Here is a 13,778-nt window from a genome sequence, read left to right as displayed (position 1 = left end):
GTTCCTCAACAGATGGAGCTGGCGGACAGTCAGGACTTTACGGCGCCGGAGAGCAGGTCGATGCGCCAGTAACGCTGGAGTCCCAGGAAGAGCGCGATCAGCGGGACGATCGAGAGCAGCGCACCGGTGATCACCAGGGTGTACAGCGCGGGGGCGTTGGCGCCCTGCTGGAGCAGCGAGTACAGACCCACGGTGACCGGGAACTTCGAGTCGTCGCCGAGCATGATGTACGGCAGCAGGAAGTTGTTCCAGATCGCCACGAACTGGAACAGGAAGACGGTCACCAGACCGGGCACCATCATCGGCAGCGCCACACTGCGGAACAGCCGGAACTCCCGTGCGCCGTCCACCCGGGCGGCCTCCACCACCTCGTCCGGGATCGCCGCCGCGGCGTAGATCCGGGCCAGGTAGATGCCGTACGGGCTGAGGATGCTGGGCAGCAGCACCGACCAGTAGCTGTCGGCCAGACCGGCCTCGGCCATCAGCAGGTACTGCGGGATGGCCAGCGTGATCGGCGGCATCAGCACCCCGGCGAGCAGGATGCTGAACAGCGCGTTCCGGCCCCGGAAGCGGTACTTGGCCAGCGCGTAGCCGGTCACGCCGGAGAGCGCGGCCGAGAGCAGGGCGCCGAAGCCCGCGTACAGCGCGGAGTTGAGCATCCAGCGCCAGTAGACGCCGTCCCGGTAGGAGGACAGCTCGGCCAGGTTGTCCAGGAAGCCGGAGCCCGGGGCGAAGGTGAAGGTGGTGAACAGCTCCTGGCCGCTCTTGGTGGAGGCCATCACCACCCAGATGATCGGCACCAGGCAGTAGACCGCGCCGAGCAGCAGGATCAGGGTGGGGATCCACCGGGTCGACTTGGTACGCATCAGCTGCCCCCGTCGGTGCGCTTGTTGACCAGCTTGAGGAAGCCGAAGGAGAGGATCAGGGTGGCGACCGCGATGACCACCGAGGTGGCGGCCGCCGAGTAGATGTCGCCCTGGACGAAGGCGTCCCGGTAGACCTTCATCAGCGGGCTCCAGGTGGAGCTGAGCGCGTTGGTCATCGGCTTGAGCGTCATCGGCTCGCTGAACACCTGCAGGGTGGCGATCATCGAGAAGAAGAAGGTCAGCACCAGCGAGGGCAGCACCATCGGGATCTTGATCTTCAGGGCGATCTGCAGCTCCGAGCAGCCGTCCAGCCGGGCCGCCTCGTACAGCTCGACCGGGATGGACCGGAGCGAGGTGTAGATGACGATCATGTTGAAGCCGGTGCCGCCCCAGACCGCGATGTTGGCCAGCGCCACGTACAGGCCGTTGCCGGAGAGCAGGTCGGGCCCGGCCATCCCGGCCTTGGTGAGCAGGAAGTAGCCGGGGCTGACGGTCGGCAGGTAGAGGAAGCCCCAGAGCAGCGAGGCCACGATGCCGGGCACCGCGTACGGCAGGAAGATCGCCAGCCGCGAGAACGCGCCGAACCGGATCGCCGGGGTGTCGAGCAGCAGCGCGAAGAACAGCGCGGCGCCGAGCATCGCGGGCACCAGCAGCGCCCCGTAGACCAAGGTCCGGCCGGCGCCGCCGAGCAGCTCGGGGTCGCTCAGCGCGGAGGTGTAGTTGCCGAGCCCGGCCCACACCTCGGTGCGGGCGCCGGAGCCGAGGCCGAGGCCCTTGACCCGCACCGCGCGGAAGCTCAGGTAGATCGCGTAGCCGATCGGCAGGGCGAAGAACAGCGAGAACAGCAGGGTGGCGGGGGCCAGGAAGGCGTACGGGGCGAGTCGCCTGGTCGGCCTGGGCTGCGGGGGCGCCATGGCGGTCCTTGGGGTGGGGAGGACGCCCGGGGCTGACGCTCGGTCAGCCCCGGGCCTGGTCAACTTGCCGGTCAGCCTTCGGTCTTGAAGCCGTTCTTCTTCAGGTCCGCGACGGTGGCCTGCTGCATCGCGGTCAGCGCGGCGGCGAAGTCGCCCTTGTCCTGGGCGGCCTTGCCGAAGGCGTCCTTGAAGGTGGAGTAGGCGACGTTGACGTTCGGGCCCCAGGCGGCGGCCGCGGTGCCCTTGGCGATCTCGGCGGCCTTCGGGTAGAAGTCGGCCTGGTTGGCGAAGAACTCCGGGGCGGCGGCCAGCGCGCCGCCGGTCTGCGCGGAGGTGGCGGCCGGGTAGATGCCCGCCTCCTTGACCAGGGCGGTGACGGCGGTCGGGTCGGTGTTCAGCCAGGTGGCGAACTTGGCGGCGGCGTCGGCGTGTCCGGCCTTCTTCGCGCCGGTGGTGACGCCGGTGGTGGAGCCGCCCCAGCTGCCGGTGACGGCCTCGCCGGCGTTCCACTGCGGCAGCGGGGCCATCGCCCACTTGCCCTTGGTGTCGGGGGCGGAGCTGCTGAAGACGCCGGGTGCCCAGACCGCGCTGACCCAGGCGATCTGGCTGCCGTCGTTCAGCGCCTTGCTCCAGGCCGGGGTGTACATCGGCTGGTTGTCGATGGCGCCCTCCTTGACCAGGCCGCCCCAGAAGTCGGCCACCTTCTTGGTGGCGGCGTCGTCGATGCCGACCTTCCAGGTCTCGCCGGCCGCGGTCCACCACTTGGCCCCGGCCTGCTGGGCCAGGCCGGCGAACAGGCCGGAGTCGTTGGCGGAGAAGGTGGTGAGCGCCTTGGCCGGGTCCTTCTGCTTCAGCTGGCGGGCCGCGTCGGCGAACTCGGTCCAGGTGGTGGGCACCTTGAGGCCGTACTGCTGGAACAGGTCGGTGCGGTAGTAGAGCGCGAGGGGGGCGGTGTCCTGCGGGATGGCGTACACCGCGTCGGTGCCGAGCGAGACCTGCTGCCAGACCCCGGCGGCGAACTGGCTCTTCGCCGATCCGGCCTGCTTGGAGATGTCGGCCAGCACGTCGTTGGAGACCAGCGTGGGCAGCGCCTGGAACTCGGCCTGCACCAGGTCGGGGGCGTTGCCGGCCTTGGCGGCGGTGATGGTCTTGGTGACCAGGTCGTCGCCGCTGGCCTGCTTCTGCACGCTCACCTGGATGTCGGGGTGGCCCTGGTTCCAGAGCGCCGCGACCTTGTCCATGTTCGGGGTCCAGGACCAGAAGGTCAGGTTCACCGGGCCGGTGGCGGCCTTCGGCTCCTCGGAGCCGGCCGAGCTGGAGCAGGCGGCGAGCGCGAGCACGCCGGTCAGGGCGAGGGCGGCCGGGGCGAGGACGCGACGGTTCATGGGGATCCTCCCGAGGATCACTGCTGCTGGGGGAGAAGCGGAGGCAGCCGGAGCGGGTGGGGGGACCGCGATCATCGGCTGTGCACGTTCACAGTACGGAAACCAGCCAGACACTTGTCAATGCCTGGAGTCGTACGGTTATCTAGGCGAGACACAGCGGAGCACATGCTGTGCACGTTCACAGAACTTCCTGATGGAGCCTCACATGGAACACCCGCTGACCTGGCCCGTCGGGTTGGACGCGCTCGCCTTCGGCGGGGACTACAACCCGGAGCAGTGGCCCGAGGAGGTCTGGCAGCAGGACGTCAGGCTGATGCGCGAGGCCGGGGTCACCATGGTCAGCGTCGGGATCTTCTCCTGGGCCCTGCTGGAGACCGAGCGCGGCAGCTACGAGTTCGGCTGGCTGGACCGGCTGCTCGACCTGCTGCACGAGAACGGCATCCGGGTCGACCTCGGCACCCCCACCGTGGTCCCGCCCGCCTGGTTCTACCGCGAGCACCCCGAAGCACTGCCGGTCAGCAAGGACGGCCTGCGGTACGAGTTCGGCGGGCGCGGCGCGATCTGCCACAGCTCACCGGCCTACCAGGAGGCCGCCGCGGGCATCACCGAGCAGCTCGGCCTGCGCTACGGCAGCCACCCCGCGGTCGCGCTCTGGCACGTGCACAACGAGTACGGCGTCCCGGTCAGCGCCTGCTACTGCGAGACCTCCGCCGCCCACTTCCGGCGCTGGCTGGCCGACCGCTACCAGACCCTGGCCGAGCTCAACTCGGCCTGGGGCACCACCTTCTGGGGTCAGCAGTACAACCGCTGGGACGACATCAGGCCGCCCCGCACCACCCCCACGGCGGGCAACCCGGCGCAGCAGCTGGACTGGGCCAGGTTCACCAACGACGCCATCCTTGCCAACTTCAAGCGCGAGCGGGACGTGCTGCACCGCCTCTCGCCCGGCGTCCCGGTCACCACCAACTTCATGACCGCGCTGTCCCAGTGCGAGTCACTGGACTACTGGGCCTGGGGCCGCGAGGTGGACATCGTCTCGAACGACCACTACCTGGTCGCCGAAGCGCCCCGCAACCACATCAACCTGGCGATGTCGGCCGACCTCACCCGCTCGGTGGCCGGGGGCAAGCCCTGGCTGCTGCTCGAGCACTCCACCGGCGCGGTCAACTGGCAGCCCCGCAACCTGATCAAGCAGCCCGGCGAGCTGGCCAGGAACAGCCTGGCGCACGTCGCCCGCGGCTCGGACGGCGCGATGTTCTTCCAGTGGCGGGCCTCCCGCTTCGGCGCCGAGAAGTTCCACTCCGCGATGCTGCCGCACGCCGGCACCGACAGCCGGATCTGGCGCGAGGTGGTCGCACTCGGCGCCGACCTGGGCTCGCTGAGCGCCGTCCGGGGCAGCCGGGTCAAGGCCGACGCGGCGATCCTCTGGGACTGGCAGTCCTGGTGGGCGCAGAAGCTGGAGTGGCGGCCCAGCGAGGACCTGGACGCCCGCGAGCGGGCCGACGCCTGGTACGCCGCCGCTTTCGACCGGCACCTGACGGTCGACTTCGCGCACCCCGAGGCCGACCTCAGCGGCTACCCGCTGGTGCTGGTCCCGGCGCTGTACCTGATGACCGAGGCCGCCTCGCTCAACCTGCAGGAGTACGTGGCCCAGGGCGGCACGCTGGCGGTCTCCTACTTCTCCGGCATCGTGGACGAGCACGACACCGTCCAGCCGGGCCCGCACCCGGGCGCGCTGCGCGACGTACTCGGCCTCACGGTCGAGGAGTTCGCACCGCTGCGGGCCGGCGAGACCGTCCGACTGACCGGCGGCGGCGCGGAGTTGACCGGCGACGTGTGGTCCGAGTTCGTCGTCCCGCGCGGCGCCGAACCGGTCTGGACGTACGCCGACGGCCCCGCCGCCGGGCACCCTGCGGTCACCCGGCACACGCTCGGGGACGGCACCGCCTGGTACGTCTCCAGCCGGCTGCACGGCGCCGACCTGGACACCGTGCTGGCCCGGGCCTGCGCCGACGCGGGCCTGGCCGAGCGTGAACTCCCGCGCGACGTCGAGCTGGTGGAGCGGGTGGGCGAGCGAGGTCGCTACCTGTTCGCGATCAACCACGGCTCGGCCGGGGTGCAGATCCCGCTGCCGGGGGCGGGCGTCGAACTGATCACCGGCCAGCCGGTCGGTGACCGGCTCGACCTGCCCGCCAACTCCACCCGCGTGGTCAGCATCTGACCCCTGCACAGACCACCTGCCGGATCCGCTGAGGGTCGGCTCCGACAGGTCCCCGCCGGTCCGGCTCCCCCGGACCGGCACAGGTGGGGCGCCCCGCATCCCCCAGGCGTGGTGCCCCACCGTCGCACCCTCGTGGCAGTACCTCCCCCACCCCAACTCATCGCCAAGGATGACGATGCACCAGGGACTCAAGCGCCTGCTGAGCAGCGGCGCCGCCACACTCCTGCTCGCCACCGCCGGTGCGGTCGCGCTCCCCACCACGAGCGCCAACGCCGCCACCAGCCTCACCAACCCCGGCTTCGAGTCGGACGGTTCGGCCACCGCCACCCCCACCGGCTGGTCGACCTACTCCGCCGCCGGGCAGAACGCCTCCTCCTACACCGAGGCGGGCGGCCACGCCGGTTCGTACCGGCTCGCCCACTGGAACGCCGCCGCCTACAAGGTCGAGACGTACCAGTACCTCTCCGGACTCGCCAACGGGACCTACACGCTCACCGCCTGGGTCCGCTCCAGCGGCGGGCAGAACGCCGCCTACCTCGCGCTGCGCAACTGCGGCTCCACCGAGCAGCGCACCGACCTGCCGCCCACCGCGAACGGCGGCTGGATCCGGCTGGTCACCTCGATCGCCGTCACCGGCGGCCAGTGCACCATCAGCATCAACTCCGATGCCAACGCCGGTAACTGGCTCAACGTCGACGACCTCACCTTCACCGCGGGCTCGACCTCCGTGGCGGTCAAGGGCGGCGACCTCTCCTCCCTGAAGAAGAGCGAGGACAAGGGCGGCGTCTACAAGTACGCGTCCGGCAGCACCGGTGACGCGATGACCGTCCTGAACTCCAACGGGATGAACTACGTCCGCCTCAAGGTCTGGGTGAACCCGGCCGACGGCTACAACACCAAGGCCCAGGTGCTGGCGATGGCCAAGCGGGCCAAGGCGCTCGGCATGGGCGTCCTGGTGGACTTCCACTACTCCGACCACTGGGCCCACCCCGGCCAGCAGGACAAGCCCGCCGCCTGGGCCTCGTACAGCACGGCCCAGCTCAACACCGCCGTCTACAACCACACCTTCGACGTGCTGAACGCCCTCAAGGCGCAGGGCACCACGGCGGACATGGTGCAGATCGGCAACGAGATCAACGACGGGATGCTGCTGCCGACCGGCTCCACCTCGAACTGGTCCGCCCTGGCTGACCTGCTCAAGCAGGGCGCCAACGCGGCCAAGGCGGTGAGCAGTTCGACCAAGGTCGCGCTGCACCTGGCCAAGGGCGGCGACCTGGCGGGCACCCGGACCTTCTTCGACAACGCGGTGGCCAACGGCGTGCCCTTCGACCTGATCGGGCTCTCCTACTACGCCTACTGGCACGGCCCGCTGAACGACCTGCAGACCACCCTCGACGACGCGGCCGCCCGCTACGGCAAGCAGGTCTTCGTCGCCGAGACCGCCTACGCCTTCACCACCGCCAACAACGACGCGCTGGAGAACAACTTCCTCGCGGCGAACGTGCAGAGCGGCTACCCCGCCACCCAGGCAGGCCAGGCCGCCAACCTGCGCGACGTGCTGAACGTGGTCGAGGCCGTCCCGAACGGCCGCGGCCTGGGCGTCTTCTACTGGGAGCCGGCCTGGACCGCCGTCGCGGGCAACGGCTGGGACCCGGCCGACGCGAGCTCCGGCAACGCCTGGGAGAACCAGGCACTGTTCGACTACTCCAACAAGGTGACCAGCGCCGCGAGTTGGTTCAAGCACCGCTGACCGCCCCTCCCTCGGGCGCGCCCTCACCTCCCCCCATGGGTGAGGGCGCGCTCCTTCTGTGGCAGGAGTACCGATGCTGATCGCCGACCTTCCCCCGAACGCCCGGCACTCCATCCTCTGGGAGCCGCTCTGGGCCGTCCCCGGCACCATCTCGATCTACTACGCGACGCTCTACCAGAAGACCGCCGGGCTGAGCACGCTCGAGATCGGCCTGATCGCCTCGCTCGGGCTCTATCTCGCCTGCTGCGCCCAGCTGTTGGCGGGCACCATCACCGACCGGCTCGGGCGGAAGCAGACCACGCTGATCTTCGACCTGCTCTCCTGGTCGGTCCCGATGTTCATCTGGGCCTTCGCCGACAGCTTCTGGCTCTTCCTGCTGGCCGCGCTCTGCAGCTCGCTCAGCCGGGTGGTCAACCTCTCGTTCTTCCTGCTGGTCACTGAGGACGCCACCGAGCGGCAGCGCCCCCGGATCTTCGCCGCCATCAAGCTGGTGGTGATGGCCGCCGGACTGCTCACCCCGCTGGCGGGCATCGCGATGGCCCGGTACGGCACCCTGCCCACGCTGCGCTGGGTCTACCTGCTCGGCGGGGTCAGCATGACCGCGCTGTTCCTGATCCGGAACCACCTCACCACCGAGACCGCCGCCGGGCACCAGTCCGCGGCCGCCCCGCGCGGCCCGCTGCTCGGCGGCGTCGCCCGCGGCCTGCGGATGCTCGGACTGGCCTGCCGCTCCCGGCAGTTGTGGCCGGTGGTCGCGCTCTGCCTGCTCACCAACCTGGCCGTGCAGATCAACCTCTTCCAGGTCGTCCACCTGGCCGACAACCTGCACTACGGCACCACCGCGATCGCCGCCCTCCCCGCCGTGGCCGCCGTTACCGCCTTCGCCTGCTACCTGGGCCCGATGCCCCGCTGGCAGCACCGTCCGCTGGCCCGCTCGATCCTGACCGGCCTGCTGCTGAGCACGGCCGGCTGGCTCGCCTTCCTCACGGTGCCGCGCGGCGGGCTGACGGTGCTGCTGCTCAGCACCGTGCTGACCGCCGCCGGTCCCTTCCTGCTGGAGTCCTACCGCGACGCCCTGGTGGTCAGCGCGATCCCCGCCCTCGACCGGGCGGAACTCTCCTCCGCCATCCAGACCGCCACCGCCCTGGTCGCCATCCCCTCCGGCTACCTGGCGGCCGTCCTCTACGACCACGAGCCGCAGTTGCTGTTCGGCGCGGTGGCCGGCTGTTACGGGCTCAGCGCGCTCGCGGTGCTGCCCCTGCTGAAGGATCAGCCCGCGATCGCGACCGACCAAGCCGCCTCGGCCGCCTCGATGACCCCGTCCGCCCCCTGAACCCGAGCGGCCAGCGCGGTCAGGCAGGCCAGCACGGTGTCCAGGGACGCCGCGCGGCCGTAGTGGTTGACCCGCAGCAGCTCGCCGGCCAGCGCACCGCCACCGGCCTGGATCGGCAGCGCCGGGTCCAGCGCCTCGGCGAGCCCGGCGGCGTCCAGGCCGGGCGGCGTACGGAGCGTGGTGGCGACCGGGGCGGCGGCGGAGTCGTCCGGGACGAAGAGCGAGAACGTCCCGAGCGCCCGGACGCCCGCCCGGGTCGCGGCGGCCGCCGCGCGGTGCCGGGCGATGGTGGCGTCCAGCGTCTCGGCCTCGATCCGGTCCAGGCAGGCGCCCAGCGCGAGCATCTCCAACTGGGCCGGGGCGTGCGGCAGTACGGTGCGCCCGGCGTCCGTCCAGCGCTCCTTCCAGTCCAGCAGCGAGAGGTACGAGCGGCGCGGGGCGGCCGGGTTGGCGAGGATCCGCTCCCAGGCCCGGTCGCTGACCGAGACGGCGGAGACCCCGGCCGGGCCGCCCATCGCCTTCTGGCCGCCGATCACGCAGAGGTCGACGCCCCAGGCGTCGGTGAGCAGCGGCTCGGCCGCCACCGAGGCGACCGCGTCCAGCATCAGCAGCGCCCCGTGCGCCCGGACCACCTCGCCGATGGCGGCCACCGGGTTGGTGTTGCCGGTGGCCGCCTCGGCGTGCACCAGCGAGACGAAGTCGACCGCCGGTTCGGCGGCCAGCGCCTCGGCGACCTGATCGGCCGTCACGGCGGTGCTGAACGGGACCACCAGGTCGACCACCTTGGTGCCGCAGTCGCGCAGCCAGTTGCCGAAGGTCTGCCCGTACGGGCCGGTGACGATGTTGAGCGCGGTGGAGCCCGGGTGCGCGGCACTCCGGATCGCCGCCTCCAGCGGGAGCAGCGCCTCGCCCTGGGTGACGATCACGTCGGCCCGGGTCCGCAGCAGCCCGGCGACCTGGTCCTCGATCGCGGCGAACCGGGCGGCGCCGAGCGGCGGGAGATCGAGGAAGGGGCTCACGGAAGGGCCTTTCGGGAGGAGGGCTGACGGGGACAGTTTGCCCCAGTCCGTCCCTCGGCAGGGCGTTCGGGCCTCGGTAGAGTGCGGGCATGAGCGATGCTGCGGTGCTGCACGTCAAGGGCCGGGTGCTGGTCGGGCCCGAGGACGTCCGGGACGAACTCTGGGTGCTGGACGGCCGGGTGACGTACGAGCGGCCGGCCGGCGAGACCCGTACGGTGCACGGCTGGGCGGTCCCGGGGCTGGTCGACGCGCACTGCCACGTCGGCCTGGACGCGCACGGCGCGGTGGACGCCGAGACCAGCGAGAAGCAGGCGATCACCGACCGGGACGCGGGCACCCTGCTGATCCGGGACGCCGGTTCGGCCGCCGACACCCGCTGGATCGACGACCGCGAGGACCTGCCCCGGATCATCCGGGCGGGCCGTCACATCGCCCGCACCAGGCGCTACATCCGCAACTACGCGCACGAGATCGAGCCCGGCGACCTGCCCGCGTACGTCCGGGCCGAGGCCCGGCGCGGCGACGGCTGGGTCAAGCTGGTCGGCGACTGGATCGACCGCGACCGCGGCGACCTGGCCGCCTGCTGGCCGGGCGACGCCCTGCGCGACGCCATCGCGGCCGCCCACCAGGAGGGGGCCCGGGTCACCGCGCACTGCTTCGCCGCCGAGTCGCTGCCCGACCTGCTGGCCGCCGGGATCGACTGCGTGGAGCACGCGACCGGTCTGACCGAGGAACTGATCCCGCAGTTCGCCGAGCGCGGCGTCGCGATCGTGCCCACCCTGGTCAACATCGCGACCTTCCCGAAGCTGGCGGCCGGCGGCGAACAGCGCTTCCCGGCCTGGTCGGCCCACATGCGGCGGCTGCACGAACGCCGCTACGACACGGTCGGCGCCGCCCACGACGCGGGCGTACCGATCTACGTCGGCACCGACGCGGGCGGCTCCCTCGCCCACGGCCTGGTCGCCGACGAGGTGGCCGAACTCGTCAAGGCCGGTCTCTCGCCCCTCACCGCACTCGGCGCCGCCACCTGGTCCGCCCGCGAGTGGCTGGGCCGCCCGGGCCTCACCGAGGGCGCCCCGGCCGACCTGGTCGTCTACGCCTCGGACCCCCGCGCGGACCCCCGGGTACTGGCCGACCCCCAACTCATCGTCCTCCGCGGCCGGATCATCTAGGCACAACGTGCACCCGCAGGGGAGCCCCCGGGCCGTAAATGGCGGAGCTCTGTGCCCGTTAGGCTGACCCGTATGGCTGCACGTCCGTTGAACGAGATTGTCGAGCCCGGCTGGGCCAAGGCCCTGGAGCCGGTGGCCGGACGGGTCGCCGCGATGGGCGACTTCCTGCGCGGGGAGCTGGCCGCGGGCCGGACCTACCTGCCGTCGGGCCCGAACGTGCTGCGGGCGTTCCAGCAGCCCTTCGACCGCGTCCGGGTGCTGATCGTGGGTCAGGACCCCTACCCGACGCCGGGTCACGCGGTCGGCCTGAGCTTCTCGGTGGCCCCCGAGGTACGCCCGATCCCGGGCAGCCTGATCAACATCTTCCAGGAGTACGGCCGCGACCTCAGCTTCCCGCCGCCCGCCAACGGCGACCTCACTCCCTGGACCGAACAGGGCGTGCTGCTGCTCAACCGGGCGCTGACCACCGCCCCCGGCAAGCCGGCCGCGCACCGGGGCAAGGGCTGGGAAGAGGTCACCGAGCAGGCGATCCGGGCCCTGGTGGACCGGGGCGGGCCACTGGTCGCGATCCTCTGGGGGCGCGACGCCCGTAACCTGCGCCCCTTGCTCGGCCAGGTGCCGGCCGTCGAGTCGGCCCACCCGAGCCCGATGTCGGCGAGCGGCGGTTTCTTCGGCTCCCGCCCGTTCAGCCGGGCCAACCAGATGCTGGTTGGCCAGGGCGCCCAGCCGGTGGACTGGCGCCTGCCGTAACCCTGCCCCGTCAGCACTCCGCGTCAACGCAACCCGAAAGAGTGAACTGACGCTCAGTGTTACTCATGTGACGGATTGTTCGAAGAGACTGTCGGCAGTCGAGAGCACCGCCCCCTCCCCGTGCCTGCGCCGAGGAGCGTCCGTGGCCGGCTCTGCCAACGTTTCCTCCCAGGGGGTTCCTCCGTCATGCCCGTGCGCCAATCCGTCCTCCGTACCTCGGCCGCCACCGCCCTGACCGCCGCGCTGGTCCTGCCGGGCGCCACCGCCCACGCGGCCGAGTCGTCGACCGGCAAAGCGGCCGCCGTCACGGCCGAACTCGACCTGCAGGTCGCCCTGGTGGGCGGCACCGCCGCCGTCCCGGTCCGGATCTCGCTGAACAAGGTGGAGTCCCCGGCCACCCTGAACGGTTCGGTCCTGACCGCCAAGGTGGACGGCGTGGACCAGGGGCGGCCGGTCACCCTGGTCCGGGCGGAGGTCGGCAAGTCCAGCACCAAGGCGGACGCCACCGGCGCCGCCGCCAAGGTCGAGCTGCTGGACGCCGACGTCCGGGCCCCCGGCCTGCTCGGTGCGGCCCTGCTCGAACTGGAGGCGCTGAGCGCCGAGGTCAGCTGCCCGGTGGACGGGCCGCCCACCGCCAAGGTGAACTCGCCGGCCCGGATCACCGTGCTCGGCAAGCCGGTCACGCTCGGCCTGAACGGGCCGACCCACGTGGACGTCCCGGGGGTCGGGGTGGTCGACGTCCAGTTCTCCCGGCGGAGCACCACCTCCAGTACGGCCGCCGCCTCCGCCCTGGAGGTCACCCTGGACGTCAATCCGCTGAAGCTGAACGTCGCCAAGGTCACCGGCAGGATCACGGTGGCCTCGGTCAGCTGCGAGAAGCCCGTCCCGGCCACCGTCCCGTCGGCCGGCAGCACCCCGACCCGGGCCAACCGGGCCGTCCCCGCGGTGGCGAGCGAGAGCCCCGAGGGCCGGGTGTTGGCCGCCACCGGCAGCAGCGGCACGGGCACCGTACTGGCCGCTTCGGGCACCCTGCTGGCGGTCGGGGCGGTGGCCCTGCGGATGACCCGGCGCCGCCGGGCGCACGTCCGCAAGCACTGAACGCCCGCTCCGAACGGCTGACCGAGGGGTGGAAGCGAAACGTCCAGGATGTGGACCTGACACTTTCCGACCGTACTCGTGCCGCTGCGGACGGTTGGTTCACATGGGCGTTACATAGGAGGAACAACTGGGAAACGGCGGCTTGCGACGCTACGCGGGCACCCACCACCCAAGCAGTGAGGTTCACCGCAATGGCAATCAAGGCCGAGTACATCTGGATCGACGGCACCAAGCCGACCGCCAAGCTCCGTTCCAAGACTCGGGTGCTGGCCAACGCGGACAAGATCCCCACCTGGGGCTTCGACGGTTCCTCGACCAACCAGGCCGAGGGTCACGCCTCGGACCGTGTGCTCGACCCGGTCAAGGTCGTGAAGGACCCGATCCGCGGCGGCGACCACATCCTGGTCCTCTGCGAGGTCCTGGAGACGGACGGCACCCCGCACGAGTCCAACACCCGTGCGCTGCTGCGTCCGGTCGCCGAGCAGTTCTCCGCCCAGGAGGCGATCTTCGGCATCGAGCAGGAGTACACCTTCTTCAAGGGCTCCCGCCCGCTCGGCTTCCCGGAGGGCGGTTACCCGGCCCCGCAGGGTGGTTACTACTGCGGCATCGGCGCCGAGGAGGTCTTCGGCCGCGAGATCGTCGAGCTGCACCTCGACCGCTGCATCGACGCCGGCCTGGCGATCTGCGGCATCAACGCCGAGGTCATGCCCGGCCAGTGGGAGTTCCAGATCGGCCCGGTCGACGCGCTGACCGTCTCGGACGACCTGTGGATCGCCCGCTACCTGCTCTACCGCACCGCCGAGGAGTTCGGCATCGACGCCACCCTGGACGCCAAGCCGGTGCGCGGCGACTGGAACGGCGCGGGCGCGCACACCAACTTCTCCACCAAGGCGATGCGTGAGGGCTACGACGCCATCATCACCGCCTGTGAGTCGCTCGGCGCCTCGCAGGAGAAGGTCCTCGAGCACGTCAACCAGTACGGTGACGACATCCAGTCCCGCCTGACCGGCAAGCACGAGACCGCCCCGTGGAACGTCTACTCCTACGGCGCGTCCGACCGTGGCGCCTCGGTCCGCATCCCCTGGCAGGTCGAGGTCGACCGCAAGGGCTACATCGAGGACCGTCGCCCGAACGCGAACGTCGACCCGTACGTGGTCACCCGCCTGATCGTCAACACCTGCTGCTCGGCCCTCGAGAAGGCCGGCCAGATCTGATCCGGCTGAACACCAGTCACCTCGCGCGGCCCGTCCACCCCTTCACGGGGCGGACG

Annotated in this window: 11 protein-coding genes; 7 read left to right on the top strand and 4 right to left on the bottom strand. The window is 71.3% G+C overall.

Annotated features, from left to right (window positions below; genetic code table 11):
- Positions 1-29 precede the first annotated feature (29 nt).
- The 3 genes from F4556_RS09095 to F4556_RS09085 all read right to left on the bottom strand — a co-directional run bounded on the left by F4556_RS09095 (position 30) and on the right by F4556_RS09085 (position 3,165).
- Positions 30-866: a carbohydrate ABC transporter permease gene (locus tag F4556_RS09095; protein ID WP_184913238.1), complete on the bottom strand. Its 837-nt coding sequence runs from the start codon at positions 864-866 to the stop codon at positions 30-32.
- The gene (locus F4556_RS09090) at positions 866-1,780 is read right to left on the bottom strand and encodes a carbohydrate ABC transporter permease (protein WP_184913237.1); all 915 of its coding nucleotides are present in this window, start codon (positions 1,778-1,780) and stop codon (positions 866-868) included. The genes F4556_RS09095 and F4556_RS09090 overlap by 1 nt, the downstream gene beginning before the upstream one ends.
- Before the next feature lie 71 nt (positions 1,781-1,851).
- The gene (locus F4556_RS09085) at positions 1,852-3,165 is read right to left on the bottom strand and encodes an ABC transporter substrate-binding protein (RefSeq protein ID WP_184913235.1); all 1,314 of its coding nucleotides are present in this window, start codon (positions 3,163-3,165) and stop codon (positions 1,852-1,854) included.
- Positions 3,166-3,370: 205 nt separating this feature from the next.
- On the opposite strand from F4556_RS09085, the gene F4556_RS09080 reads away from it, so the two are divergent.
- The 3 genes from F4556_RS09080 (at position 3,371) to F4556_RS09070 (ending at position 8,469) form a co-directional block, all read left to right on the top strand.
- The gene (locus F4556_RS09080; protein WP_184913233.1) at positions 3,371-5,386 is read left to right on the top strand and encodes a beta-galactosidase; all 2,016 of its coding nucleotides are present in this window, start codon (positions 3,371-3,373) and stop codon (positions 5,384-5,386) included.
- Between the two features lie 175 nt (positions 5,387-5,561).
- A complete protein-coding gene (locus tag F4556_RS09075; protein WP_184913231.1) occupies positions 5,562-7,136 on the top strand; it encodes a glycoside hydrolase family 53 protein in 1,575 nt (524 codons plus the stop codon).
- Positions 7,137-7,209: 73 nt separating this feature from the next.
- Complete coding sequence (locus F4556_RS09070) at positions 7,210-8,469, top strand: MFS transporter (RefSeq protein WP_184913229.1); 1,260 nt, start codon at positions 7,210-7,212, stop codon at positions 8,467-8,469.
- On the opposite strand, the gene F4556_RS09065 is transcribed toward F4556_RS09070, so the two are convergent.
- Complete coding sequence (locus F4556_RS09065; RefSeq protein ID WP_184913227.1) at positions 8,406-9,488, bottom strand: pyridoxal-phosphate-dependent aminotransferase family protein; 1,083 nt, start codon at positions 9,486-9,488, stop codon at positions 8,406-8,408. The two genes, F4556_RS09070 and F4556_RS09065, sit on opposite strands and share 64 nt — an antisense overlap.
- Before the next feature lie 89 nt (positions 9,489-9,577).
- Between F4556_RS09065 and F4556_RS09060 the strand changes: the two genes are divergently transcribed.
- The 4 genes from F4556_RS09060 to glnII all read left to right on the top strand — a co-directional run bounded on the left by F4556_RS09060 (position 9,578) and on the right by glnII (position 13,722).
- Positions 9,578-10,660, top strand: coding sequence for an amidohydrolase family protein (locus tag F4556_RS09060; protein WP_184913225.1), 1,083 nt, complete (start codon positions 9,578-9,580; stop codon positions 10,658-10,660).
- Positions 10,661-10,732: 72 nt separating this feature from the next.
- Positions 10,733-11,410: a uracil-DNA glycosylase gene (locus F4556_RS09055; protein ID WP_184913223.1), complete on the top strand. Its 678-nt coding sequence runs from the start codon at positions 10,733-10,735 to the stop codon at positions 11,408-11,410.
- A 186-nt stretch (positions 11,411-11,596) separates the two neighbouring features.
- Positions 11,597-12,508, top strand: coding sequence for an SCO1860 family LAETG-anchored protein (locus F4556_RS09050; RefSeq protein WP_184913221.1), 912 nt, complete (start codon positions 11,597-11,599; stop codon positions 12,506-12,508).
- Positions 12,509-12,699: 191 nt separating this feature from the next.
- The gene (glnII, locus tag F4556_RS09045) at positions 12,700-13,722 is read left to right on the top strand and encodes a glutamine synthetase (RefSeq protein ID WP_184913219.1); all 1,023 of its coding nucleotides are present in this window, start codon (positions 12,700-12,702) and stop codon (positions 13,720-13,722) included.
- The last annotated feature ends 56 nt before the right edge of the window (positions 13,723-13,778 follow it).

The organism is Kitasatospora gansuensis (genome assembly GCF_014203705.1).
Lineage (GTDB): Bacteria > Actinomycetota > Actinomycetes > Streptomycetales > Streptomycetaceae > Kitasatospora > Kitasatospora gansuensis.
The sequence above is the reverse complement of the archived record's forward strand: the minus strand, read 5'-3'. Positions and strand labels throughout refer to the sequence as shown.

Coding starts and splice junctions, on each gene's coding strand:
- F4556_RS09095 (WP_184913238.1), bottom strand. CDS start 866: ATGCGTACCAAGTCGACCCGGTGGATCCCCACCCTGATCCTGCTGCTC.
- F4556_RS09090 (WP_184913237.1), bottom strand. CDS start 1,780: ATGGCGCCCCCGCAGCCCAGGCCGACCAGGCGACTCGCCCCGTACGCC.
- F4556_RS09085 (WP_184913235.1), bottom strand. CDS start 3,165: ATGAACCGTCGCGTCCTCGCCCCGGCCGCCCTCGCCCTGACCGGCGTG.
- F4556_RS09080 (WP_184913233.1), top strand. CDS start 3,371: ATGGAACACCCGCTGACCTGGCCCGTCGGGTTGGACGCGCTCGCCTTC.
- F4556_RS09075 (WP_184913231.1), top strand. CDS start 5,562: ATGCACCAGGGACTCAAGCGCCTGCTGAGCAGCGGCGCCGCCACACTC.
- F4556_RS09070 (WP_184913229.1), top strand. CDS start 7,210: ATGCTGATCGCCGACCTTCCCCCGAACGCCCGGCACTCCATCCTCTGG.
- F4556_RS09060 (WP_184913225.1), top strand. CDS start 9,578: ATGAGCGATGCTGCGGTGCTGCACGTCAAGGGCCGGGTGCTGGTCGGG.
- F4556_RS09055 (WP_184913223.1), top strand. CDS start 10,733: ATGGCTGCACGTCCGTTGAACGAGATTGTCGAGCCCGGCTGGGCCAAG.
- F4556_RS09050 (WP_184913221.1), top strand. CDS start 11,597: ATGCCCGTGCGCCAATCCGTCCTCCGTACCTCGGCCGCCACCGCCCTG.
- glnII (WP_184913219.1), top strand. CDS start 12,700: ATGGCAATCAAGGCCGAGTACATCTGGATCGACGGCACCAAGCCGACC.